At 70.3% G+C, this 23,181-nt stretch carries 20 protein-coding genes; 13 read left to right on the plus strand and 7 right to left on the minus strand.

The window, feature by feature from the left end; genetic code table 11:
• The first annotated feature begins 68 nt into the window (after positions 1–68).
• The gene (locus ACFRAQ_RS04895) at positions 69–914 is read left to right on the plus strand and encodes a helix-turn-helix domain-containing protein (RefSeq protein WP_379094239.1); all 846 of its coding nucleotides are present in this window, start codon (positions 69–71) and stop codon (positions 912–914) included.
• A 43-nt stretch (positions 915–957) separates the two neighbouring features.
• Here ACFRAQ_RS04895 and ACFRAQ_RS04900 read toward each other — a convergent pair whose 3' ends face one another.
• The gene (locus ACFRAQ_RS04900) at positions 958–1,818 is read right to left on the minus strand and encodes an alpha/beta fold hydrolase (RefSeq protein ID WP_379094241.1); all 861 of its coding nucleotides are present in this window, start codon (positions 1,816–1,818) and stop codon (positions 958–960) included.
• Between the two features lie 251 nt (positions 1,819–2,069).
• Here ACFRAQ_RS04900 and ACFRAQ_RS04905 point away from each other — a divergent pair, with 251 nt between their 5' ends.
• Both ACFRAQ_RS04905 and ACFRAQ_RS04910 read left to right on the plus strand, forming a co-directional pair.
• The gene (locus ACFRAQ_RS04905) at positions 2,070–2,504 is read left to right on the plus strand and encodes a hypothetical protein (RefSeq protein WP_379094243.1); all 435 of its coding nucleotides are present in this window, start codon (positions 2,070–2,072) and stop codon (positions 2,502–2,504) included.
• 44 nt (positions 2,505–2,548) lie between these two features.
• The gene (locus ACFRAQ_RS04910) at positions 2,549–2,842 is read left to right on the plus strand and encodes a WhiB family transcriptional regulator (RefSeq protein WP_357286987.1); all 294 of its coding nucleotides are present in this window, start codon (positions 2,549–2,551) and stop codon (positions 2,840–2,842) included.
• A 103-nt stretch (positions 2,843–2,945) separates the two neighbouring features.
• Here ACFRAQ_RS04910 and ACFRAQ_RS04915 read toward each other — a convergent pair whose 3' ends face one another.
• The gene (locus ACFRAQ_RS04915; RefSeq protein WP_379094245.1) at positions 2,946–3,245 is read right to left on the minus strand and encodes an MGMT family protein; all 300 of its coding nucleotides are present in this window, start codon (positions 3,243–3,245) and stop codon (positions 2,946–2,948) included.
• Positions 3,246–3,263: 18 nt separating this feature from the next.
• Positions 3,264–4,040, minus strand: coding sequence for an alpha/beta fold hydrolase (locus ACFRAQ_RS04920; protein WP_379094247.1), 777 nt, complete (start codon positions 4,038–4,040; stop codon positions 3,264–3,266).
• A gap of 151 nt (positions 4,041–4,191) precedes the next feature.
• Here ACFRAQ_RS04920 and ACFRAQ_RS04925 point away from each other — a divergent pair, with 151 nt between their 5' ends.
• The 4 genes from ACFRAQ_RS04925 to nudC all read left to right on the plus strand — a co-directional run bounded on the left by ACFRAQ_RS04925 (position 4,192) and on the right by nudC (position 13,853).
• The gene (locus tag ACFRAQ_RS04925) at positions 4,192–7,695 is read left to right on the plus strand and encodes an ATP-dependent helicase (RefSeq protein ID WP_379094249.1); all 3,504 of its coding nucleotides are present in this window, start codon (positions 4,192–4,194) and stop codon (positions 7,693–7,695) included.
• Positions 7,692–11,729 carry an ATP-dependent helicase gene (locus tag ACFRAQ_RS04930; protein ID WP_379094251.1) on the plus strand — a complete coding sequence of 1,346 codons (4,038 nt, stop codon included), beginning with the start codon at positions 7,692–7,694 and terminating at the stop codon, positions 11,727–11,729. The genes ACFRAQ_RS04925 and ACFRAQ_RS04930 overlap by 4 nt, the downstream gene beginning before the upstream one ends.
• A gap of 118 nt (positions 11,730–11,847) precedes the next feature.
• Entirely contained in the window at positions 11,848–12,906 is a 1,059-nt protein-coding gene (locus tag ACFRAQ_RS04935; RefSeq protein ID WP_379094253.1) for a potassium channel family protein, read from the plus strand.
• Between the two features lie 26 nt (positions 12,907–12,932).
• Positions 12,933–13,853 carry an NAD(+) diphosphatase gene (nudC, locus tag ACFRAQ_RS04940; protein WP_379094255.1) on the plus strand — a complete coding sequence of 307 codons (921 nt, stop codon included), beginning with the start codon at positions 12,933–12,935 and terminating at the stop codon, positions 13,851–13,853.
• 60 nt (positions 13,854–13,913) lie between these two features.
• Here nudC and ACFRAQ_RS04945 read toward each other — a convergent pair whose 3' ends face one another.
• Complete coding sequence (locus tag ACFRAQ_RS04945) at positions 13,914–14,165, minus strand: mycoredoxin (RefSeq protein WP_357286972.1); 252 nt, start codon at positions 14,163–14,165, stop codon at positions 13,914–13,916.
• 129 nt (positions 14,166–14,294) lie between these two features.
• On the opposite strand from ACFRAQ_RS04945, the gene ACFRAQ_RS04950 reads away from it, so the two are divergent.
• The 6 genes from ACFRAQ_RS04950 to ACFRAQ_RS04975 all read left to right on the plus strand — a co-directional run bounded on the left by ACFRAQ_RS04950 (position 14,295) and on the right by ACFRAQ_RS04975 (position 18,863).
• A complete protein-coding gene (locus ACFRAQ_RS04950; RefSeq protein ID WP_379094257.1) occupies positions 14,295–14,717 on the plus strand; it encodes an SRPBCC family protein in 423 nt (140 codons plus the stop codon).
• Positions 14,714–15,157 carry an EVE domain-containing protein gene (locus ACFRAQ_RS04955; RefSeq protein ID WP_379094259.1) on the plus strand — a complete coding sequence of 148 codons (444 nt, stop codon included), beginning with the start codon at positions 14,714–14,716 and terminating at the stop codon, positions 15,155–15,157. Before ACFRAQ_RS04950 ends, ACFRAQ_RS04955 begins: the two co-directional genes overlap by 4 nt.
• On the plus strand, positions 15,157–15,618 hold the full coding sequence (locus ACFRAQ_RS04960; protein WP_379094261.1) for a MarR family winged helix-turn-helix transcriptional regulator: 462 nt from the start codon (positions 15,157–15,159) through the stop codon (positions 15,616–15,618). The genes ACFRAQ_RS04955 and ACFRAQ_RS04960 overlap by 1 nt, the downstream gene beginning before the upstream one ends.
• 147 nt (positions 15,619–15,765) lie before the next feature.
• Entirely contained in the window at positions 15,766–17,922 is a 2,157-nt protein-coding gene (locus tag ACFRAQ_RS04965) for an ATP-dependent DNA helicase UvrD2 (RefSeq protein ID WP_379095838.1), read from the plus strand.
• 105 nt (positions 17,923–18,027) lie between these two features.
• Positions 18,028–18,408, plus strand: coding sequence for a hypothetical protein (locus tag ACFRAQ_RS04970; protein WP_379094263.1), 381 nt, complete (start codon positions 18,028–18,030; stop codon positions 18,406–18,408).
• 113 nt (positions 18,409–18,521) lie between these two features.
• Positions 18,522–18,863 (plus strand): WhiB family transcriptional regulator, encoded by a 342-nt coding sequence (locus tag ACFRAQ_RS04975; protein WP_357086867.1) that lies wholly within the window; start codon positions 18,522–18,524, stop codon positions 18,861–18,863.
• Between the two features lie 161 nt (positions 18,864–19,024).
• On the opposite strand, the gene ACFRAQ_RS04980 is transcribed toward ACFRAQ_RS04975, so the two are convergent.
• The 3 genes from ACFRAQ_RS04980 to ACFRAQ_RS04990 form a co-directional block, all read right to left on the minus strand.
• Positions 19,025–20,413 (minus strand): ABC1 kinase family protein, encoded by a 1,389-nt coding sequence (locus tag ACFRAQ_RS04980; RefSeq protein ID WP_379094266.1) that lies wholly within the window; start codon positions 20,411–20,413, stop codon positions 19,025–19,027.
• Positions 20,414–20,457: 44 nt separating this feature from the next.
• Positions 20,458–21,267 (minus strand): hypothetical protein, encoded by an 810-nt coding sequence (locus tag ACFRAQ_RS04985; protein ID WP_379094268.1) that lies wholly within the window; start codon positions 21,265–21,267, stop codon positions 20,458–20,460.
• Between the two features lie 455 nt (positions 21,268–21,722).
• Positions 21,723–23,138 carry a zinc-dependent metalloprotease gene (locus ACFRAQ_RS04990; RefSeq protein ID WP_379094270.1) on the minus strand — a complete coding sequence of 472 codons (1,416 nt, stop codon included), beginning with the start codon at positions 23,136–23,138 and terminating at the stop codon, positions 21,723–21,725.
• Positions 23,139–23,181 lie beyond the last annotated feature (43 nt).

Below are 23,181 nucleotides of genomic sequence, written 5' to 3' on the forward strand. Positions count from 1 at the left end.
GGAGGACTCAGAGCGATGAAGGTTGGTTTGCTGAGTGTTTGTGGAGAGGGAACGGCGTGGTGCTGGGCGTGAAACCGGATAGGGACTCGGACGATCTGAAGCCGCCGACCTTCGGATTGCTGCTGCGCCGGTTGCGTGATGCGCGAGGCGTATCGCGCGAAAGACTCGCCTTCAACGCCGGGGTGAGCGCCAGCTACATCAGCCATTTGGAGAAGGGCGACCGTGGCCACCCCACCCGCGAAGTGGTGGACGCGCTGCTGCGATATCTGGACCGAATAACCCCGCTGTCCGCCGTCGAGCGCCGCCATCTGCTCGATCTGGCCGGACTCGGCGTGAGTGAATTCCCCACCGTGGAGCAGCTGCGCGCCGAAATCACCGACGACATGCGCCGGGCCCTCGAGCTGCACGAGCCGAATCTGGCCGCGTACGTCGATACGCGCTGGAATGTGCTGGCGTGCAACGAAAGCTATGCGCGCGCATTCCCGGGGTTGGAGCGCGACACCAATATCCTGCGGTGGTTCCTGGGCAACGACGCGGCGCGCGAGGTGATGGTCGAGTGGGAGGAAGAGGTCCGGCTCACCGTGCACTGGTTGCGCGGGCTGATCGCGAGCTCCGGAGATACCGCCTGGTCGGTTGAATTCCTTGCAGAACTCGGACGTTTCGGACTTTTCCGGGAAATGTGGGACGAGGGCATCGCCGCCTACGGACGGCCCCGCGCCACCATGCGCCTGCGCGAGCGGGAGACCGCCCGGCGCTTCGATATCGCGGTCCAGCTGTTCAGCGTCTTCAACGCCGCCTACCCCAGCCAGATCCAGATCTTCCTCGGGATTCCGAGCTGGCACGAGCCCGGGGCCGCTCCCGATGAGACCGCCCCCGATGAGACCGCGTTCGGCGAGGGCGCCGGCCGGCCGTGACCGCCATGGGCACGGCCCGCAGGGTTGCCGCGCGCTCGACCGGCTACTGCGCGGCCTGAATCTCGCGCGCGGCCCGATTCCCGCGCCTGGCCGGCCACGGCGCCGACAGCGCCCGCGCCAGCTTGCCGTCACGCCGCGCGGTGCACTGCTCGACCAGCCGGATCAGCAGGGGCGCAACGACTTCCGGATGGGTCCAGGCCGCACCGTGCCCCGCGCCGGGAATGGTCACCACGCCGTCGGCCCCGGACAGTCCGGCGGTGAGCGCCTCGGACTTCTGGGATGTGCTGTTGCCGTCGTGGCTACCGCGCACCACCAGCGCCGGGGCGGTGATCTCCGATAGTCGGTGCAGTACCGAGCGCCGGTCCATCAGGCAGCGGGCCGCGGGCATGATGGCCGTGCGGTCGGAGCTGTACCAGCGGCTGGTCCAGGCCCGCCACTGCCGCGGATCGGTGCCGCCGATGAGCTGCGGGGCCAATTCGGCCACCAGCGGCGCCAATGGTTCCTCTCCGGTCCAGCGTTCGAAGAATTCGCGGTAGTAGGCCAATTCGGCGGGCGTGCACGCGGTGGCCTCGGTATCGATCAGGGCGAGCCCCTGGACGCGCTCGGGCGCCAGCAATGCCATGCGCAATGCGGAGTAGCCGCCCTGGCTCATTCCGCCGATGATCGCGCGCTCGATTCCGAGTTCATCGAGCACGGCCAATCCGTCGGCCGCGAGATCCCAATAGCTGAACGGTTCGCCATCGGGTGTCTGTGTCCGTCCGTGGCAACGCGCGTCGACCGTTACGAGATTGATACCGGCGGCTGCCAGGGATTCGCGCATCGGATCGAACATCGACTCGTCCATGAAGAAACCGTGGGCGAGCAGTAGCGTGGGGCCGCTGACCTGGCTGGTGGTGTAATGCACTGTTGCTGAACCTGATCGCACATAAGGCATGGTCAGACGATAAACGGCGGAACGCGCCACTCCCTATATGTTTGCCCGCGTGGTGCCAGGCACCCTGCGGTGCGGTTCCCGGCGGGTACCCACACTGGCCAGTGTCAGTACTGCTAGGGGTTTGCCCCAGATTGCCCCAAAACTGGACAACAAGATCACGGGGCCATTTAAATCAGCGCATGGCGCTTTTGGGACAAGCGCATTTTCAAGGGAGGAAACAAATGTTCGACGTCACCACGGCCCGGCGGAACGACTTCCGGATCGACCGCGGCGCGGGATTGCGGGAGTCGCTCGAAGGCCTGTTGCTCCATGACGGTGTCGGCCTCGATGCCCGTATGCGCCACGCGATCGCCGCAGTCGTTCACCTCGCGGTCGACGCGCCGCTGGGCATTCCGGAGGACGCCGAGGAATTCCTGGGCCGGCTGGACGCCTCGTGGTTGTTCGCCGCGTGGAATGACAGTGATCAGGAACTTTCTCTTCTGAATACCCTCGCGGGCGGCGAGGTTCCGGCATTGAGCTGGTGCGAACTCATGTTCACCACCGCGCTCGCGCCGTGGTCGGCGGCTCCGGCGGCTGTGCACGCCCGTCGCATCTTCGTCAATGGTGAGCAGGCGCGGTTGGCTGCGGTCAGTGGTGACTGCGGCATGGGCCGATAAAAACCATACCGCGCGTCTTTCTTTCTGATACTTGTATTGAAGGGATGAGGATTGTGAAGCTGCTTTTCACCAATTTCGATGCCATGTTCGAATCTCTCGCCCGCCGGGACGGAGCCGACTCCGAATCCTGGCACCAGCAGGCCCTGTGCACCCAGACCGACCCCGAGGCATTCTTTCCCGACAAGGGCGGCTCCACTCGCGAGGCCAAGCGCATTTGCTCCTCGTGCGACGTGCGCAAGGAATGCCTCGACTACGCGCTCGCCCACGATCAGCGTTTCGGCATCTGGGGCGGACTCTCGCCGCGCGAACGCCGCCGATTCGAGCGCGGCGCGGCCTGATGGCCGTTCCGGCCCGGCAATTTCGTCGATCCGGCCGGAGTTTTTCCATGATTTTCGTTTGTAAGGAACAGAATTCCTCCGTGGCCCGGGGCCGGTAGCCGGTTCAGTCTTCGAACCGGAACCGGGCCCGCCGCAAGTCCACGCGATCCCCGGCCAGCGGGCAGCCCTCGGCGGCCAGCTGAGCCAACTGCCGGTGCGCCAAATGTGGTGCGGGCGTACCGTTTGCGCGCAGCACCCGATGCCACGGCAGATCGGCGGCGTCGGTGCGCATGATCCAGCCCACCGTGCGCGGTGTGGACAAGCCCGCCGCGGCCGCGATATCGCCGTAGGTGGCGACCCGGCCGGGTGGAATCGCCGCCACCAATTCCCGCACCCGCTCGATTTCGGCTTCGCTGGTGGGCATTTCACGCCTTCCGTGAGATCAGAGCAGAGTGCGGACCAGTTCCGCGGTCCGCGCGGGGCGCGCCTGCGACACCATGTGGTCGCAGTCGAAGTCGTGGACGGTGAGCCGGTCGCCCAGATGCGCGGTCAGCGCCGCCCGGAAGTCCGGGGACACCAGCGGCGGATCCACCTTCATCGCCTGCACCATGACCGTCGGCAGGTCGCGCGGCGGCAGCACGAAGTCGCGCGCGATCTCACCCCAATAGGCGATGATCGCGGGCAGCGTCATCCGCCAGCCGACCCGGCCGTGCGCGGTCGGCACCAGATGCTCGGCCAGCTCGGCGTCCAGCACCGCGGGATCGACCTCGCCCCACGCGGTCTCCAGCTTGTCGAAACGGGCCTGCTCGACACTCTCGTAATCCGGCGACGCCAGCATGGAGGTCGCGATGTCCAGCATGCGCTCGGCGTCCAGGCCGATGGCCGGATCCAGCAGCACCAGACCGCGCACCAGCTCCGGTCGCCGATGCGCCAGATGCACCGCGACGGCCGCGCCGAACGAATGCCCGAGCGCCACCACCGGTTCGCCGGTCCCGAGTTCCGGCAATGCGGCGAGATCATCCACGATCGCCTCGAAATCCCACGGCGGCACGCCGGGCGACCTCCCGTGCCCGCGCAGATCCGGTGCGATGATCCGGACGTCGGGGAGATGTTCGTCGGCCAGGGCCTGCCAGCGCTTGCCGTGGCCCGTCAACCCGTGCAATGCCAGCACGACCGGACCGGTCGGGGGACCGAAACGATGAGTATGAAGCTCCACCACACGCCCATTCTGCTGCCTGCCCGCGCCGTGGGACATCGGGGACCGCGCCCGCCCTGGTCGATCATGAACGCCTCGTGGAATGTGACAGGCGGCACGGACAACTCATGGCAAACGAAAACTGTCGGGCCGGTCTGTTGAAATAGCCGACGTGATGCGATCGGATAGCTCGGTGCAATTGGTGCGCCGAGCCGAGGCGGAGACACTCCCCCGGGAGTGGGACCCCGCCCTCCGGCCGCTCTTCCACGAGCTCGGCGCCGACCCCGGCTGGCGACCCTGGCACGTGCTCGGCGGGCCCGGCACGGGAAAGACCACGCTGCTGGCCGAGGTGGCCGCCGCCCGCATCCTGGCCGGGGCCGCGCCGGAATCGGTGCTGGTCCTCACCTACACCAAGCGGGCCGCCACCGCCGTGCGCGCGGCCATCACCGCCCGCGTCGCCGCGGCCGCCGGCGATCCGGCCGGGTTCGATTCCACCGCGTTCGATCCGGACGTGGCCGGCGTGCCCGGCGCCACCCGGGGGCCGCTGGTGCGGACCGTCCACTCCTACGCCTTCGGCCTGCTGCGCTCCTTCGCGGCCGCCCACGGCAATCCGCCGCCGCGCCTGCTCACCGGATCCGAACAGGACATCGTGATCCGCGAACTGCTGCGCGGCGACCTCGCCGACGGCGCCGCCGGATGGCCCGAACGCCTGCATCCGGCCCTCACCGCGGCGGGGTTCGCTGAACAATTGCGGGACCTCATGTTGCGGGCCACAGAACGTGGTCTGGGACCTGAGGATCTGATCGAACTCGGCCGCGAACATCGTCACCCCGAATGGGTCGCCGCCGGCTATTTCGCCGAACGCTACGAGCAGATCATGATGCTGCGCTGGTCGGTCGGCATGGACGTGCCCGAGGCCAGCGCGCCCGCCCTCGATGCCGCCGAACTCGTCACCGCCGCTCTCGACGCCTTCCATGCCGACCCGGAACTCCTTGCCGCCGAACGTGATCAGCTGCACTGCGTGCTCGCCGACGATGCCCAGCACCTCGATCCCCATGCCGCCCAACTGATCCGCCTGCTCGGCTCCGGCAACGCCGCCACCATCATCGCCGCCGATCCGGACCAGGCCGTCTACACCTTCCGCGGCGCCGACCCCCGCTTCGCCGCCGACCCAGGAGCCCCAGCCGACCGCCGCCTCATCCTCCGCCGAAACCACCGCTCGGCCACCGCTGTCCAAGAAGTAGCCGACCGTATCGCGTCCCGCCTCCCAGGCTCCGCGACCCATCGCACTGCACCCGGCGCGCCCGCCGGACCCACTCGCGACGGGGCGGGGCGTTCGCACGGCGCCCGGACCATCACCGCGCCCGAAATGCCCGAAATGTACTGGGGTGCCGCGCACCTCGAGGGCGAAGTGCGGGTGCAGGTCCTCACCACACCCGCCAAGGAGGCGGCGCTGATCGCCGACCACCTGCGCCGTGCCCACCTCACGCACGGCGTGCCCTGGTCGCGGATGGCCGTGATCGTGCGGTCGGTCCCGCTGTCCCTGGCCCCGCTGCGCCGGGCCCTGCTCGCCGCCGGGGTGCCGGTCCGGCAGCCGCCCGCCGATGTCCCGCTCGCCCGGCGGCGGGGCGCGGCCTGGATGTTGTTGGCGCTGCGCGCGATCACCGCCGGTGACCCGACCGCCGTCCGGCACCCACGACCCATCGCCTTCACCGCCGACGACGCGCTCGACCTGCTCGCGGGCCCCCTGGGCGGCGCCGACCAGATCAGTCTGCGCCGGCTGCGTCGCGGCATCCGGCGCACGGTGATGGAACTCGGCTATCCACAGCGTGACGACGCGGACGCCGCAGCCCCAGCGCCCGCCGACATGGCCGAACCTGTTGTGGTGGAGTCCGATTCGAGTCGTTTCGCCGATCTGGACCGGTCGTCAGCCGAGATCCTCCGGGATCTGCTGGTGGGAACCGGGAATCGGGTCCTGCTCGAGAAGCTCACCACCGTGGAGGCCGCGCCCCTGCGGCGCGTGCTGAAGGCGCTGGGCCGGGCGCGCAAGCTGCGGCGCGAAGGAGCCGGTCTCGAGGACGTGATGTGGGGCGTGTGGACTGCCTCCGCCCTGGAACGACGCTGGGTGGGCCAGTCCGAGCGCGGCGGCGCGGGCGGCATGCAGGCCGATCGGGACCTCGACGCGGTGGTCGGGCTGTTCGAGGCCGCTGCGGCGTACGTCGACCGGCTGCCGCGCGCCACCGTCGAGGGCTTCGTGGAATACCTCGAGCAGCAGGTGATTCCGCAGGACAACGCGCCGATCACCGACCCGGGCGAGGCGGTGACCATCTGCAGCGCGCACGCGGCCGCGGGCCAGGAATGGGACACCGTGGCGGTGGCCGCAGTCCAGGAAGGGATCTGGCCCGACCTGCGGCTGCGCGGCACCCTGCTGGGCGTCGAGGAACTGGTGGACCTGCTCGCGGGCGTGGGCGGCTCGGGGGAGAAGGTGAGCCGGTCCGCGCCGCTGCTGGCCGAGGAGCGGCGACTGCTGCTGGTCGCGTGCAGCCGGGCCCGGCGGTCGCTGCTGGTCACGGCGGTCGAATCGGTCACAGGGGACCAGGATCTGGTGCCGTCGCGCTTCCTCGGCGAGCTGGACGCCGACGCCGCCGACGGACGCCCGGGCAAGATTCCACCGGCCGTGGACCCGGGCCGCGCCCTGGCCATGCACGCCCTGATCGCCGAATTGCGCACCGCCGCTTGTGATCCCGAGTCGGCGCCGGAACGTCGCGCCCGTGCGGCCCGGCAGTTGGCGCGGCTGGCCCAGGCGGGCGTGCGGGGCGCACACCCCGACGACTGGTACGGCACCGCCGAACTCTCCTCGGTGAATCCGTTGTGGGACAGCGAATCCGGGGTCATTTCCCTGTCCCCGTCCACCGTCGACCAGCTCGAGACCTGCCCGCTGCGCTGGGCGCTGGAACGCCACGGCGGCAGCGACGCGGAGAACCCGCACGCCCTCAAGGGCAATCTGGTGCACACCCTGGTGCAGGCGCTGGCCGGGCAGGTCAGCGAAGTCCAGGTGAAGCAGGCCCTGGTGAAGGCGTGGAAGAAGGTCGACCCGACCGCCCGCGACGGCGAAAACTGGCATTCCCGGGCGGAATTGCGCCGCACCGAGACCATGGTCGACACCTTCCTGGCCTGGCTGCGCAATACCCGCGACGAGCTCACCGCCATCGGAGTCGAGGTCCCGGTGGACTGCGTGCTGCCCGCCCGCGGCCCCGGCGAGGTGCCGGTGCGGATCACCGGCCGCGTGGACCGGGTGGAGCGAGATGGCTTGGGCCGCTTCGTCATCGTGGACGTCAAGACCGGCAAGACCCCCATCTCCAAACAGGCCGCCGAGGAGCACGCGCAGCTGGCCACCTATCAGGTCGCCGCCGCCGAAGGCGCGCTCGGCGAGGGCGAACCCGGCGGCGCGCGCCTGGTCTACGTCGCCAAACCCAACGCCAAGGAAGGCGCCACCCAGCGCACCCAGCCGCCGCTGGACGCCGCGGGCGTCGAGAGCTGGCGCGACATCGTGCACCACGCCGCCGACGCCTCGAAAGGTCCCAGCTACCTCGCCATGCGCAATGACGGCTGCCGCCACTGCAAGGTGGCGGGCAGCTGCCCCGTGCAGGACCGCGGCCGCCAGGTGACCGACGAGTGACCACCGCATCCGACGGCGAACCCGTGGCGGGCGACGACCGGGCCGCCGGAGACCGCGTCACCCCGCAACAGCTGGCCGACGCGCTGGGCCTGCCGCCGCCCACCGACGAACAGGCCGCCGTCATCGCCGCCCCGCCCGGCCCCACCCTGGTGGTGGCGGGAGCGGGCGCCGGCAAGACCGAGACCATGGCCGCCCGCGTGGTGTGGATGGTGGCCAACGGCCTGGTCGAACCCGATCAGGTGCTGGGCCTGACCTTCACCCGCAAGGCCGCGCAGCAGCTCACCACCCGCATCCGCACCCGTCTCGCCCGGCTCGCGGGCGCACCCGTCGTCCGCGACCTCGACCCCACCGGGCATCTGCGCGCCCAGCTCGCCGCCGCCGAACCCGAGATCAGCACCTACCACTCCTACGCGGGCCGCCTGCTCACCGAATACGGCCTGCTGCTGCCGGTCGAACCCACCGCCACCCTGCTCACCCAGACCCAGCTGTGGCAGCTCGCCTACCGCGTCGTCTCCACCTGGGACGGCGACCTGGACACCGACCGCAGCCCCGTCGGCGTCACCGAAGCCGTCCTCGCCCTGACCGGCCAGCTCGCCGAACACCTGGTCCATCCCCGCGAATTGGCCACGGCCCACCTGGAATTGGAGCGCCTGGTCCACACGCTCCCCGCCGGGCCCCGCCAGAAAGGCGGCCCCAAACGCGCCCTCACCGACATCGTCGAAGCCCAGCAGGAGCGGGTGGCCCTGCTCCCACTGGTGGACCGCCTCGCCGAGGAACTCCGCCGCCGCGGCGCCCTCGACTTCGGTGCCCAGATGTCGCTGTCCGCCCGCCTCGCCGCCACCCATCCGGAAGTCGGTGTGGCGGAAAGAGACCGCTTCCGCCTGGTCCTCCTCGACGAGTACCAGGACACCGGCCACTCCCAGCGCATCCTGCTCTCCTCCCTGTTCGGCGCGGCCACCATGGTCCCGGAATCCACCGCGCCGTCCGGTGATACGGCCACGGCCCCGCTGTCAGGTGATGCGGCGGCGCTGTCGAACGACCGTGCCGCGGCGCCGGGCGGCGGCGCGGTGCACCCGGAGCGGGTTCGGAAGAACGGTCGAGACCCGGCACGGCGGCCCACCCGCGCCGATGACGCCACCAGCCCCGGCGAACCGGCCGACTCGACCGCCGCACGGGCACGGCGGCAACGGCTGGCGGTGACCGCCGTCGGCGACCCCATACAGTCGATCTACGGCTGGCGTGGCGCCTCGGCGGCCAATCTGCCGCGGTTCACCACCGACTTCCCCAGTGCGCCAGGGGTTCCCGCGCCGGTGCTGCCGCTGCTCACCAGCTGGCGCAATCCGCCCGAAGCGCTGGATCTGGCCAACCTGGTGTCGGATCCGCTGCGTGAGCGGGCGGCGCGGGGCGGGGGAGTGACGGTGGACGCGCTGCGGCCCCGGCCCGACGCCACCGACGGCCTGGTAGCGCTCGCTCTGACGGAAACCGTTGCGATGGAACGGGAATGGGTGGCCGAACGGATCGCCGCCGAATGGGCCGAGGCGGCCGAGGCCGAGAACCCGCCGCCGACCTCCGCGGTCCTGGTGCGGCGCAATGCCGATGCCGCGCCGCTCGCCGAGGCGCTGCGGGAGCGCGGGCTGCCGGTGGAGATCGTGGGCCTGGGCGGGCTGCTGCACACGCCGGAGGTCGCCGATATCGTCGCCACCCTGCGCCTGATCGCCGATCCGGCCGCGGGCAGCGCCGCGGTGCGCATCCTCACCGGCGCGCGCTGGCGCATCGGCGTCTCCGATATCGCGGCCCTGTCCCGCCGCGCCCGCGAGCTGTCCATTCGCCGCCCGGCCGGGCAGGCCGACGCGATCACCGACACCGCCACCCTGGACGAGGCGCTGCGTGAGGTCGCCCCCGAACCCGCCGAGAAGGCGGGCCTCGGCGACGCCATCGCCGATCCCGGTGAGGCGGAACAGTATTCGCCGCAGGGCTTCGCCCGCATCGTGGCGCTGGGCCGGGAACTGGGCGCGCTGCGCGAACGCTCCGGACAGCCGCTGGCCGAACTGGTCGCCGATGTCGAGCGCACCATCGGCGTCGGCGTGGAGACCCAGGCCCGCCGCACCCACGCCGCCGCCGGGCGCGAACACCTCGACGCCTTCGCGGAGGTGGTGGCCGGCTACACCGCCGACCACCGCTCCTCCCTGACCGGGCTGCTCGACTTCCTCTCCGCCGCCGAGGAGGTCGAGAACGGTTTGGAGCCGGGCGAAGTCGAGGTCGCCCACGACCGGGTCCAGGTCCTCACCGTGCACGCCGCCAAGGGCCTGGAATGGGAGGTGGTCGCGGTCCCTCACGTCGTGGACGGCACCTTCCCCTCCGGCACCGGCACCGCCACCTGGATGGGCGCGCTCGCCGAACTCCCCACCTCGCTGCGCGGCGACCGCGCCCAGGAGGACGCCACCGACGGCGTGCCCGTCCTGGACCTGGCCGACCTCTACGACCGCGCCGACCTCGAACGCGCCCTCGACGAACACAAGAAGGCCCTCGCCGCGCGCCGCCTCGACGAGGAACGCCGCCTGTTCTACGTGGCCCTCACCCGCACCGAACGCGCCCTGTTCGTCTCCGCCCACCACTGGGCCGAGACCGGCTCGAAACCCAAGGGCGCCTCCGGGTTCCTGCTCGAACTGAAGAACGAGACCGAGACGCCGGGCTCCTCGCTGTCCGGCGGCGTGCGGATCGACCGCTGGGACGACGCGCCGCTGCCCGGCACCCCCAACCCCTTCACCGACAACCCGCAGACCGCCACCTGGCCCCGCGACCCGCTCGGCGCCCGCCGCGAATTCGTGGAAGAGGGCGCGGCCCTGGTCAAGGCCGCCCTCGACGTGCTGCGCGACGAATCCCGGCCCGAACAGATCGAACTCGACTTCGGCCCCGGATTCGGCGACACGCCAACCGATCCCGAGACCACCGACGGCGCGTCGGACGACCCCGACGACGAGGACCCCGAGGGCTGGGCCGAGGACGTCGACGCCCTCATCGCCGAGCACCGCGCCGCCGAACAATCCATCCGCGAGGTCGAACTCCCCGGCCAGCTCGCCGCCACCGCTCTGGTCGACCTGCGCGCCGATCCCGCGAAACTCGCTGCGCGCCTGCGCCGTCCGCTGCCCTACCCGCCCAGCCCCTACACTCGCCGCGGCACCGCCTTCCACGCCTGGCTGCAACGCTGGTTCGCGGGCGCCCGCCTGCTCGGCTTCGAAACCCTGCCCGGCGCGGCCGACACCGCCGACACCGACGCCGACCTGATGCGCCTCCAGGAAGCCTTCCTCGCCTCCCCGTGGGCCGACCGCAATGCCGTGGAAGTGGAGATCTCCTTCGAGACCACCATCGCGGGCACCGTGATCCGCGGCCGCATGGACGCCGTCTTCCGCCGCCCCGACGGGGCCTGGGTGATCGTGGACTGGAAGACCGGCGCGGAACCCCGGCGCGGCGAAGAGGATTCGGTCGCCGTGCAGCTGGCCGTCTACCGGCTGGCCTGGGCCCGGCTGGAAGCCGCGCGCAGCGGCCGCCCCGAAGCCGACGTGCTGGCCGAGACCTTTGCGGCCTTCCACTACGTCCGCTCCGGTCGCACCATCGCGCCCGCGCACCTGCCCGGCCCGGCCGAACTCGCCGCCATCATCACCACCGCGGCTCCTCGTCGCGCACCGCAAGCGCCGCCGCCGGACGAACCACCGCTGCCGGACGAACCGGACTACGACGATCCCGGGCACACCGAACCGGTCGAGGTCGAATTGCTGCGCCCCCGGCCCGCTTCGGCGCGTCCCGGAACGCCGGAAGGCGCCGCGCCCTCGGCGCGCCCGGGCTCAGAAGCGCCACTCGGCCCGGATGCGCCGCCGGATTTCGAGCCGCCCGCGGACGCGGACACGGGTTCCCGGTCCGGCGCCCCCCGGGATCCCCTGCCCGACTTCGACTTCCCGCTGTCCGACGTCGATTTCCCACCGGATTTCGAGCCGCCACCGGACCCGGAGTACCTGCCGCCGGACCTCCAGGGATGAGCCTGGTCGCGGTCCGAGTTCGCGACGCGCCCCACTGGGAACCGCCGCGCCCTGTTTCGGCCGGTACGCTCCGGACCTGTGTCGCTGCCAGAAGTGCCAGAAATGAACGGTGATTCGCGTGTTGGGTGATTCCTCGCGCGGACTGGCCGGGCTCACCGATCGGCCCGACTTCGCGCTCGTCGGTGTGCTGCGGATCCCGTCCGCCCAGTCCAGCCCCTGGTATTCGCTGCTGCGGCGGCTCGGCCTGGCGGTGCTGCTGCTGGTCGGGGCCACCCTGGTCGTGTACATCGGCCGCGACGGATACAACGACAACGCCCGCGAGCACATGGGTCTGCTGGATTGCGCGTACTACGCGACGGTCTCCCTGTCGACCACCGGCTACGGCGACATCACCCCTGTCACCCCGACCGCGCGGCTGATCAATATTCTCGTGGTCACGCCACTGCGGATCCTGTTCCTCATCGTATTGGTCGGTACCACCCTGTCCGTGCTCACCGAACGATCCCGGCAGGCGTTCAAGATTCAGCGATGGAGGCGCACCGTGCGTAATCACACCGTGGTAGTCGGCTACGGCACCAAGGGCCGCACGGCCGTGGACGCCATGCTCGCCGACGGCGAACAGCCCAGCAATATCGTCGTCGTCGACACCGACCCGCAGGTGCTCGAATTCGCCGCCAACGCCGGACTGGTGACCGTGCAGGGCTCGGCCACCAAGTCGGATGTGTTGCGGCTGGCCGGGGTTCAGCACGCGTCGGCCGTCGTGGTCGCCGCCAACCGCGACGACACCGCGGTGCTGGTCACCCTCTCCGCCCGCGAGATCAACCCCAAGGCAAGGATTTCCGCCGCCGTCCGCGAGGCCGAGAACACGCACGTGCTGCGCCAGTCCGGCGCCGACTCGGTGGTGGTGTCCTCGGAGACCGCGGGCCGGCTGCTCGGCATCGCCACCACCAAGCCCACCGTGGTCGACATGATCGAGGACCTGCTCACCCCCGACGCCGGTTTCGCCATCGCCGAACGCGACGTGGAGACCGAGGAGATCGGCGGCTCCCCGCGCCACCTGCGCGACATCGTGCTCGGCGTGGTCCGCGACGGCAACCTCATCCGGGTAGGCGATCCCGAGACCGACGCCCTCGAGGCACACGACAAGCTGCTGTATCTGCGGCGCGTCCACGCCTGAGCGGAGCGCCCGTCTAGTCTCGGGGTGTGTCAGCTTTTGAGCTCAATGCCGTTCCGGTGCTGTCGCGGACCTCGCTCGACCGCGCCGAACACCTCCGCTCCGACGAACAGGCGCTGAAAGAGGGCTGGCCCCAGGCCAAACTCCTCCGGATGAACAAGCGCGGCCAGGTCCGCGTCGATCAGGGCGGCGTGGTGCTCGAGGCCGCGCTCACCCTCGCCCCCGAACGGGCCCCCGAGGCCGTCTTCCTCGGCGTCGACGGCGACATCCACCTGTGGGCGGTGCGCGACAACGCCATCGAGGGCGAACTGGCCGATCTGCGCGCCTTCGGCGCCACCCTCGACCTCGACGACTTCGGCACCGGCCTGCTGGCCACCGCCATCGCGGTCCTGAACTGGCACGACAAGGCCGCCTTCAGCCCGGTCGACGGCAGCCCCACCACCTCCGCCAACGGCGGCTGGTCCCGGATCAGCGAAGCCGGGCACGAGGACTTCCCGCGCACCGACCCGGCCGTCATCTGCCTCATCCACGACGGCGGCGACCGCGTCCTGCTGGCGCGTCAGCACACCTGGCCGCAGGGTCTGTTCTCACTGCTGGCCGGATTCGTGGAGGCGGGGGAGTCCCTGGAACGCTGCGTCGAACGCGAGATCAAGGAGGAGGTCGGCGTCGACGTCCGCGAGATCCGCTACCTGGGCAGCCAGCCCTGGCCGTTCCCGCGCTCGCTCATGCTCGGGTTCGCCGCGGTCGGAGACCCTGACCAGCCCCTGGCCTTCAGCGACGGCGAGATCGCCGAGGCGTACTGGTTCACCCGGGCCGAGGTGCGCGACGCGCTCGCCGCGGGCGCATGGGGATCGCCCACCGGAGCCACCGGCGGCGAGGCGAAACTGCTACTGCCGGGCTCGATCTCGATCGCCCGGACCATCGTCGAATCCTGGGCCGCCGAGAACTGAGGCGGCGCAACAGGAAGCCGCACACCTACGGGTGTGCGGCTTCTTCGGTATCCAAGAGGCTCAGCCGATGGCGGCGAGGGCTTCCTTGACCTGATGCAGGCTCGGGTTGGTGGCGGTCGAGCCATCGCGGTACTTGATCGTCGGCACAACGTGATTGCCGTTGTTGACGCTGCCGACGAACTCGGCGGCCTCGGGGTGGTCTTCGATGTCGATCACCTCGTAGGTGATCCCGGCCTCGTCGAGCTGGGTCTTGAGGCGGCGGCAGTAGCCGCACCAGGTCGTCGAGTACATGGTCAGATCGGTAGCAGTCACGGTCGATGCAACATACTCACCGCCGATCGTGTTCCTGCCGCGGGGTCATTGTGAGCGGATCGACCGTGGCTCGGAACCGAGCGCGGACCGGGGGTTGACGGCTGAATAGTAAGCGCGCATACTAATTTCATGACGTTCATCGCCGAAGCCTCCGCCACCTCGACCGCCGCTCCCGCCGCCTTCTTCACCAAGTGGGCCGACATGGCCACCTGGCCGGAGTGGAACCAGGACACCGAATGGGTCACCCTCGACGGCCCGTTCGTCCAGGGCGCGACCGGCGTCCTCAAGCCCAAGGGCGGCCCCAAGACCACGTTCGTGATCACCAAGCTCACCGACTCCGAGTTCATCGACACGTCCAAGCTGCTCGGCGCGCGGCTGATCTTCGCCCACGAGGTCGCTACCGTCGCCGGCGCCACCACCGTCACCGTCCGCGTCACCATGGAGGGCCCGCTGCGCGCTCTGTGGATCAAGATCATGGGCGGCGGCCTGCGCGAATCCCTGCAGCGCGATGTCGACGCGCTGGTCGCGGCCGCCGAGGCGGTGCTGGTATGAGCACCCGGTACTGGCTCGGCGTCGTCTCCCGCGACCACGTCCGCCGCGGCGTCGAACTCGGCTTCGCACAAGCCAATCACGGCAAACGCGCCGCCGTGGAACGCATGCACGCCGGAGACGGACTCGTCTACTACTCGCCCCGCACCGGCATGCGCGAGGGCGAACCGATCAAGGCCTTCACCGCCCTCGGCACCATCGCCGAGGGCCCGGCCTGGCAGGTCGAGGCCGGGCCCGATTCAGCAGCCGGGGGCGGCTGCTTCCGCCCGTGGCGGCGCGCGGTCGACTACGACCGCACCGCCCGTCAGACCCCCATCGACACGCTGCGCGGCGAACTGGACCTGACCAGCGTCCCCAACTGGGGCATCGTGCTGCGACGCGGCCTGATCGAACTCACCGCCCACGATTTCGCCGTCATCTCCCGCGCTATGGTCGGCCGGTGATGGCGAATGACGGACTGCACACCGAATTCGAGCATGCCGACGAAAGCCCGGGTCTCTTGCTCTGGCAGGTGACCAACCGCTGGCAGGCCGCCCAGCGCGCCGCCCTGGCCCCCTTCGACCTCACCCACGTCCAGTTCGTCCTGCTCGCCTCCCTGACCTGGCTCACCGGCCGGTCGGGCGGCGACCCCGTCACCCAGCGCGACGTCGCCGACCAGGCCGCCACCGACCCCATGATGACCTCCCAGGTCCTGCGCACCCTGGAACAGAAGGGCCTGCTCGAACGCCACGAACACCCCACCGACAAACGCGCCCGCTCCCTGCGCCCCACCGAATCCGGTGCCGCCCTGGTCAATCGGGCCATCGGCGCGGTCGAAGCCTGCGACCACGACTTCTTCGAACCCCTCGGCGAACAAACCCCCCGCTTCATCGCCGCCCTGCGCCGCCTCCGCGACCGCGACTGAACCGCCTGCGCGACGGCGACCCCCGGCTCCGCCGAACTCGGGCCGAGCCAGCGGCCGCGCAGTCTGATCGAGCATCCGCGCACCGGGGCGGCCGATTCGGAGCCGCCACGCCGATGGCCGCCGGCTATGTCGGAGGGCGCTGTCATGATGGAGCGCGTGACTGCCGCTACCACCCAGGCCCAGCTCCGGCTCGACGACCTCGATGCCGAGCAGGCGGCGGCCGTGCGCGCGCCCCGGGGACCGGTCTGCGTGCTGGCGGGCGCGGGCACCGGCAAGACGCGCACCATCACCCATCGCATCGCGCACCTGGTGTCGGCCGGGCACGTCCGGGCCGATCAGGTGCTGTCGGTGACCTTCACCGCCCGCGCGGCGGGGGAGCTGCGGAACCGGTTGCGGGCGCTGGGTCTGAGCGGCGAGGCCGGGCAGGTGCAGGCACGCACCTTCCACGCCGCGGCGCTGCGGCAGCTCAAGTACTTCTGGCCGCAGGTGGTCGGCGACGTGCCGTGGCGGCTGATCGACGGCAAGTTCCCCATCGTGGCCCAGGCCGCGGGCCGCGCGGGCCTGCCCACCGACACCGACAGCCTGCGCGATCTGATCAGCGAGATCGAATGGGCCAAGGGCTCGCTCATCGCGCCCGAGGACTACGCGGGCGAGGCGGCCCGCCGCCACCGCGACGTGCCCTACGAGGCCAAGAAGGTCTCCGCGGTCTACACCTATTACGAGGCGCTGAAGAACACCCCCGACGGCCTGCTGCTCGACTTCGACGATCTGCTGCTGCACACCGCCGCCGCGCTCGAGGACTACTCCTCGGTGGCCGAGGAGTTCCGCGGCCGCTACCGGTGTTTCGTGGTGGACGAGTACCAGGACGTCACCCCTCTACAGCAGCGGGTGCTCGACGCCTGGCTCGGCGATCGCGACGACCTGACCGTGGTCGGCGACGCCAACCAGACCATTTACTCGTTCACCGGCGCGAGTCCCACGTTCCTGCTGGACTTCTCACGCCGCTTCCCCGAGGCCACCGTGGTCCGCCTGGAACGCGACTACCGGTCCACCCCGCAGGTGGTGTCGCTGGCCAACCGGGTGATCGGCGCGGCCCGCGGCCGCATCGCGGGCACCCGGTTGCAGCTCATCGGGCAGCGTCCCGACGGTCCGGAACCGGCCTTCGCCGAATACGACGACGAGCCCGCCGAGGCCGCCGCCGTGGCCAAGGCGGTCGCCAAACTGCTGAGCAAGGGCGTGCCCGCGGCGGAGATCGCCATCCTCTACCGCATCAACGCGCAGTCGGAGGTCTACGAACAGGCGCTCACCGAGGCGGGCATCCCGTATCAGGTGCGCGGCGGCGAGGGCTTCTTCCAGCGGCCGGAGGTGCGGCAGGCGGTGTCCGCGCTGCGCACCGCCGCCAATCGCGACGACCTGCCCGATGCCCGCGGCTCGAGACTGGTGACCCTGGTGCGCGCGGCGCTGGCCGGCGTCGGGCTCACCAAGGAGGAGCCGGTCGGCGTCCAGGCCCGCGAGCGCTGGGCCTCGCTGGTGGCGCTGGTCGCCCTCACCGAGGAATTGGCCGAGGCCGAACCCGAACTCGATCTGTCCGGCCTGCTGCGCGAGCTGGCCGCCCGCGCCGAGGCCCGGCACCCACCGACCGTGCAGGGCGTCACGCTGGCCTCGCTGCACGCGGCCAAGGGCCTGGAGTGGGACGCCGTCTTCCTGGTCGGCCTGGCCGACGGCACCCTGCCCATCCAGCACGTGCTCGGCCCCGACGCGACCGTGTCCGACGAGGCCGCGTTGGAGGAGGAACGCCGCCTGCTCTACGTCGGCGTCACCCGGGCCCGCGAGCACCTCCAATTGTCCTGGGCGCTGGCCCGTTCCGCGGGCGGGCGCAAGGTGCGCCGCCGCTCCCGGTTCCTCATCGGCCTGGTCCCCGACGATTCCCCGGCCTCGCGCATCGCCACCCACACCACCGAGCGGCCCAGCGGCCCCAAGCGGGTCCACCCGACCTGCCGGATCTGCGGCCGCCCGTTGCTCAATACCCAGGCCACCATGCTGGGCCGCTGCTCGCGCTGTCCCGCCGACATCGACACCGGACTGCTCGAGGCGCTGAAGGAGTGGCGCCGCGAGAAGGCCGACGAGCTCAAACTGCCCCATTTCGTGGTGTTCAGCGATACGACCTTGACAGCGATCGCCGAACAACGCCCGGCCGACGATCGCGCCCTGGTCGCGATACCCGGGATCGGCGCGAAGAAGCTCCAAACCTACGGCGCGGAGGTGCTCGCTGTTGTGAGGTCGAAAACCGCAGGTCAAAAATAGGTTGTGCGTATCTGTATGGATACCTAATGTGGTTCAGGTGCACCGGGGAAGACCCCGTGCGCGACAAGCACTGATCGCAAACGAGTGAAGGAGGGAGGCAGACCAATGAACAGCAACGCAGGCATCGCGACGACCGGCATCACCGCCGGCCGCGTCAGCATGGCGTCAGTCATGTCCGTTGCGCCCGTCTCCCTGGGGATCCTCGCTTCGCAGGGGATTCGTGTGTCCGGCCTCAGTGGCGATCTTGGTCTTCAGGTCTTTGCAAGCAAAGCCCAAGCGGATCAGCAGATCGTGATCAAGCAGGACAAGCCCGAGGGCAATTGGTACCCGGCAACCGCAGTCGTTGACACCGTCACCGGCTCGGCCGTCGAAACCGTCACAGGCGCAACCGGATCCGAGCGACCGGTGCATCTGCTGGCAGCCCGCCCCAACACCACCGACCCAGCGTCCGTGAACAGGAGTCGACACCGAAGTCGACTCAGGTAGGGATTCACCTCCCAGACCTCCTGGCCACGGATCGCGACAGACGCGAAACCGTGGCCATAGTTTTATCGGCCTCCAGCCACCGGCACCGGTTTCGCGAAACCTACGAACGACCGATGCACGAGCTGAAGGAGAACGACGTGTCCACCACGGTCATCCGTGAACGAGTGACATGCCGCAACACCGTGGCCAACACGACCGCCCGCACCCGCCGGGCCGTCACCATCAATGTCCCCTGCCGCGCCGGCAACCCCGACCTGTGGTTCGCCGAGGCTCCGGCCCAGCTGGAAGAGGCCAAGGCGCTGTGCGCCAGCTGCCCGATCCGTCAGGGCTGCCTGTCGGCCGCCCTGGATCGTGCCGAGCCGTGGGGTGTCTGGGGCGGTGAGATCTTCGACCAGGGTGTCGTGATCGCCCGCAAGCGCCCGCGTGGCCGCCCGCGCAAGGTCACGGTGGCATGACCGCCCCGGCTTCCGGGGGAATTGAACGCATACGACCCGCTTACCTGGAGGTAGGCGGGTCGTTTTGCGTCTCCTGACAACAACTCTCGTGGCTCTCAGGGGCTTACCCTGAAACCCCTGTCGCCAGAGCGCCGGGGCGAGGCTTCTTCGAAACCCTCTGCCTACGAAGCCGCTCGGCGGGTTTCGGCGTAGCCGGGGACCCAGTCGTTCATCAGTTTCATGAAGGGGACTTCGGCGTCGAGCTGAGCGCAGATGCCGACCGAGCCGCCCAGGACCCGGAAGATCATCACGTGTTCGGCCGGAAGTTGCAGGGAGCGAGCAGTTTTCATCATCTCGGCATTGGAGATGTCGGTGGCCTTGCCCGCGACGCGCTGCATCCAGCGGCGGGTGAAGTGGAAGGTCTCGGTCTTGATCGGGTCGGTGAAGGGGCGGAGATAGTCCTGAATCTCCTGGATGCTCACCGTCTTTCCGGGAATGACCCAGCCATTGTCGTGCAGCAGCGCCACCAGCTCGTCGAAGCGGTCCTCGACCTCCAGCGCCACCAGTTCACCCAGGACCTTGGGGAAGCCGCTGGGCAGCGGGGCGCAGGCGCCGTAGTCGATGACCGCGAGCCGCCCGTCCTCGAGCACCATGAAGTTGCCCGGATGCGGATCGGCGTGCAGCAGTCCCGCGATGGCCGGTGAGCTGAAATGGAATTCGCCCATCAGCGCCGCCACCCGATTGCGCAGCTCGACCGTCCCCTCCGGATCGGCCATGCCCTGCTGGATGATTCGCGAGACCGGGGTGGCGTTGTCGAGCCATTCGGTGACGATCACCTTCGGCGCGCTGGCCACCACCTTCGGCACCAGGAAGCGGGGGTGCCCGTGGAACGCCTTGGCGAACTGTCGCTGGTGCCCGCCCTCGATCCGGTAGTCCAGCTCCTCCTCGGTGCGTTCGCTGATCTCGGCGAGGATCGGCTTGATCTCCGCGCCGGGGATCAGCGCGCCCATCATGCCCGCCATCCGATTGAGTGTCTTGAGATCGGCGCGCAGCGCTTCGTCGGCGCCCGGGTACTGCACCTTCACCGCGACGGTCCGGCCGTCGGACCAGATCGCCTTGTGCACCTGGCCGATGCTGGCCGAGGCGGTGGGCTGGTCGTCGAATTCCCGGAACCGTTGCCGCCAACCGGTTCCCAGCTGCTGGTCGAGCTGCCGGTGCACGGCCGCGACCGGCATAGGCGGCGCGGCGGCCTGCAGCTTGGTGAGCGCCTCGCGGTAGTGCTCGCCGAACTCCTCGGGGACGGCGGCCTCCATCACCGACAGCGCCTGTCCGAACTTCATGGCCCCGCCCTTGAGCTCCCCGAGCACGGCGAACAGCTGTTCGGCGGCCTTCTGATTGAGCTCGGCGTTGATCTCCTGCTTGTCTCCCCCGGCAAGTTTGCGGCCGAACCCGACGGCCGCCCGCCCTGCGATGCCGAGCGGAATCTTGGCCAGCTTGGCATTGCGGGAAGAGCGCTTGCTCACAATCTCTGACACGTTCCCATCATGCCGATGTCCCAGACGGTTCGCCATGGGATTCGGGTGTTCTGCCGGGTGACGAGGGGGAGTGGTTTCCATCACACCACCGCGTCCGCGCCGCAACCGCAGTCGGGATGCGGCGTCCAGGTCCGCCGATCCAGCCGCGGGAGGTCCGGGTCCCATTCCAGGGTGGCGTTCAAACTCGCGGGTGGCCGCTCCGCGCGGCCGCGGGCGACGGTCTCGATCTCGCGCAGCGCCAGCGCCGCGGTGAGCGCGGCCACCGCCGGGGAGGCGCACCCGACCCGGCCCAGCAGCTGCGCGGACAGTTGCGGCCAGGCCGGTTCGGCCGCCGTGCGGTACAGGTCCGCGCAACGCAGGCAAGCCGTTTCGCCCGGCAGCACCAGCGGGCCGACGATTCCGGCCCCGTCGCGGATCCGCACCTGCAGGTGCGGGACGCGCGCCCGCATGAGGTCGGCGATCAGCGCCGGATCGGGCACCAGCGTGTCGGACAGCACCAGCAGATCCGGCCGCTCCGGCCACGGCCCGCCGCTATCCGGCACGCCCGGACGCCCATGAGAGTGCCTGGCCCGCAGCCCGATCCGGTGCAGCCCGTCGAGCAGCGCGTCCGCCAAGGGCCCACGCCCATGCACCCGCACCGTCCGCAGCCGGCTCCGCGGCTCCGCCGCCGCCAACAGACCGGCATCCGCCAGCTCCCCCAGCAGCGTCCGCGTGTCCTCGACCGCGAACCCCAATTCCCGCGCCTGCCAGAGGATCTCCGACTCGGTCCGCGACCCGTCGAGCAGCCGCACCAACGCAGGCCCCGACTCCACGGGACCGCGCGGTCGCAGAATGACCGCGCGCTCCGGACTCCACCCCAGCTGCACCGCGCCATTCGGTCGCACCAACACCGTGATCCGCGGATGCAACATCGGTCCGCGACTGAAGGTGATCGCCCCACGCGAAGGCGTCGTCGCAGGTCGCGGCGAGGTCGCCACCGCCGTGCGCGGTGGAGCTGCGGTTGCCCCGCGTGGGTGAGCCGCGGTCGCGGTGCACGGCGGAGTTGCAGCGGCCCGTCGGTGAGCCGCGGTCGCGGTCCGCGGTGAAACCACCGCTTCCGCATGTGGGTGAGCCGTCGCTGCCGCGCGTGGGTGAGCCGCCGTTGCCGTTCGCGAGGGAGCCGCCGTTGCCGCGCGTGGAGGAGTGACTGATGCCGTTCGCGCGGGGGACGTGGCGGTTCGAGCGGGGGCCGGTGTTGTCGGTGTGGAACTTATTGCCGTCATAGTGTCAGTCTGCGGGCTCCCGGAAAAGCGGAAACCCGCGAAAACGCTTGTTCATCAGCGGTTTCGCGGGTTATCCACAACTCTTATTTGGTGTCTTCCCCGTCCGAGGTTCCGGCCTCGGCGTCGCCGCCCCGGGCCTCCTTCTCGGCCCGTTCGCGCGCCTCGGTCTCGGCCAGCTGCGCCAGCGGATCGTCGAACACCGTCGACCCGCCGCCCAGCACCGAGTCGATGAAGCCCGCTGGGGAGTCCAGATCCGAGGAGTCGGGCAGCAGGTCCGGGTGCGCCCAGACGCCGTCGCGCTTCTCCAGGCCGGTGTCGTCGGTCAGTCGCCGCCACAGCGCGGCGGCCTCGCGCACCTTGCGCGGTCGCAGTTCCAGGCCGACCAGGGTCGCGAAGGTCTGCTCGGCGGGGCCGCCGGTGGCGCGGCGGCGGCGCAGCGTCTCGGCGAGCGCGCTCGCTCCGGGCAGCCGGTCGCCAACGGCGTCGCTCACCACGGTCTCCACCCAGCCCTCGATCAGGGCGAGCAGGGTTTCCAGCCGTTCCAGCGCGGCCTTCTGCTCGGGCGTGGTCTGCGGTTCGAAAGTCCCTTGGGACAGCAGCTCTTCCAGCTTGGACGGATCCTGCGCCAGGGTCATCGGGTCCAGGCCCGCCGCGGCCTGCTCGATGGCCGAGAAGTCCATCTTGATGCCGCGCGCGTAGTCCTCGACCGCGCCCAGCACCTGCTGGCGCAGCCACGGCACGTGCGCGAACAGCCGCTGGTGGGCGGCCTCGCGGGCGGACAGGTAGACCAGGATCTCGCTTTCGGGCTGCTCGAGCCCGGCGCTGAATTCGGAGATGGCGGTGGGCAGCAGCGCGGCGGTGCCGGCGGGACCCAGCGGCAGCCCGATGTCGGTGGAGGTCAGCACCTCCTTGGCGAGCTGGCCCAGGGCCTGGCCCAGCTGCGAACCGAAGGCGAGCCCGCCCATCTGGCCGAGCATGCCCATCATCGGCCCGGCGAATTCGCGGGCCTCGGCCGGCAGCGTCGCGGTCCACATGCCCGAAACCTGTTCGGCCACCGGGTCGCAGAGCCGCTTCCAGGTGGGCAGCGTCTCCTCGATCCAGTCGTTGGCGGTCCAGGCGACGGTCTTGTTCGCGCCGGCCGGGAAGGTGGTGGCCGCGTCGAGCCACAGTTCCGCCAGGTGCGAGGCGTCGGTCACGGCCTTCTGCGCGCCCGCGGAGACCGGCGTGACGCTCGCGCCCAGCTGCTGGCGGGCCAGCCGCTTGGCGATGTCGTAATTGACCGGTCCGGCCTGGGCGGCGCCCGGCTGACCCATGCTGGAGAACATGGCGCCCAGCTGCGAGAGCATCTGGCCGAGTTGCGAGGGATCGAATCCGCCACCGCCCGGGCCGCCCATGGCGAATCCGAACGGGTTGTTCGCATCAGAACCGCTGGACTCGTCGCCGGGCTTGCGCTCCGGGTCGTCGTCGCGATTCGAGAATCCGAACGGGAAATCACTCATACCCACTACGGTACTGGAGCCGCGGATCACACGAACCGCCGAG

Origin of the sequence: Nocardia sp. NPDC056611, from assembly GCF_042792755.1 — a bacterium.
GTDB lineage: Bacteria > Actinomycetota > Actinomycetes > Mycobacteriales > Mycobacteriaceae > Nocardia.

Excerpts from the sequence above, each read along its gene's own strand:
- ACFRAQ_RS04965 (WP_379095838.1), top strand. The coding sequence starts at position 15,766 with ATGGAGCGCGTGACTGCCGCTACCACCCAGGCCCAGCTCCGGCTCGAC.
- ACFRAQ_RS04950 (WP_379094257.1), top strand. The coding sequence starts at position 14,295 with ATGACGTTCATCGCCGAAGCCTCCGCCACCTCGACCGCCGCTCCCGCC.
- ACFRAQ_RS04960 (WP_379094261.1), top strand. The coding sequence starts at position 15,157 with ATGGCGAATGACGGACTGCACACCGAATTCGAGCATGCCGACGAAAGC.
- ACFRAQ_RS04910 (WP_357286987.1), top strand. The coding sequence starts at position 2,549 with ATGAGGATTGTGAAGCTGCTTTTCACCAATTTCGATGCCATGTTCGAA.
- ACFRAQ_RS04955 (WP_379094259.1), top strand. The coding sequence starts at position 14,714 with ATGAGCACCCGGTACTGGCTCGGCGTCGTCTCCCGCGACCACGTCCGC.
- ACFRAQ_RS04925 (WP_379094249.1), top strand. The coding sequence starts at position 4,192 with ATGCGATCGGATAGCTCGGTGCAATTGGTGCGCCGAGCCGAGGCGGAG.
- ACFRAQ_RS04905 (WP_379094243.1), top strand. The coding sequence starts at position 2,070 with ATGTTCGACGTCACCACGGCCCGGCGGAACGACTTCCGGATCGACCGC.
- ACFRAQ_RS04975 (WP_357086867.1), top strand. The coding sequence starts at position 18,522 with ATGCACGAGCTGAAGGAGAACGACGTGTCCACCACGGTCATCCGTGAA.
- ACFRAQ_RS04990 (WP_379094270.1), bottom strand. The coding sequence starts at position 23,138 with ATGAGTGATTTCCCGTTCGGATTCTCGAATCGCGACGACGACCCGGAG.
- ACFRAQ_RS04980 (WP_379094266.1), bottom strand. The coding sequence starts at position 20,413 with ATGGCGAACCGTCTGGGACATCGGCATGATGGGAACGTGTCAGAGATT.
- ACFRAQ_RS04970 (WP_379094263.1), top strand. The coding sequence starts at position 18,028 with ATGAACAGCAACGCAGGCATCGCGACGACCGGCATCACCGCCGGCCGC.
- ACFRAQ_RS04915 (WP_379094245.1), bottom strand. The coding sequence starts at position 3,245 with ATGCCCACCAGCGAAGCCGAAATCGAGCGGGTGCGGGAATTGGTGGCG.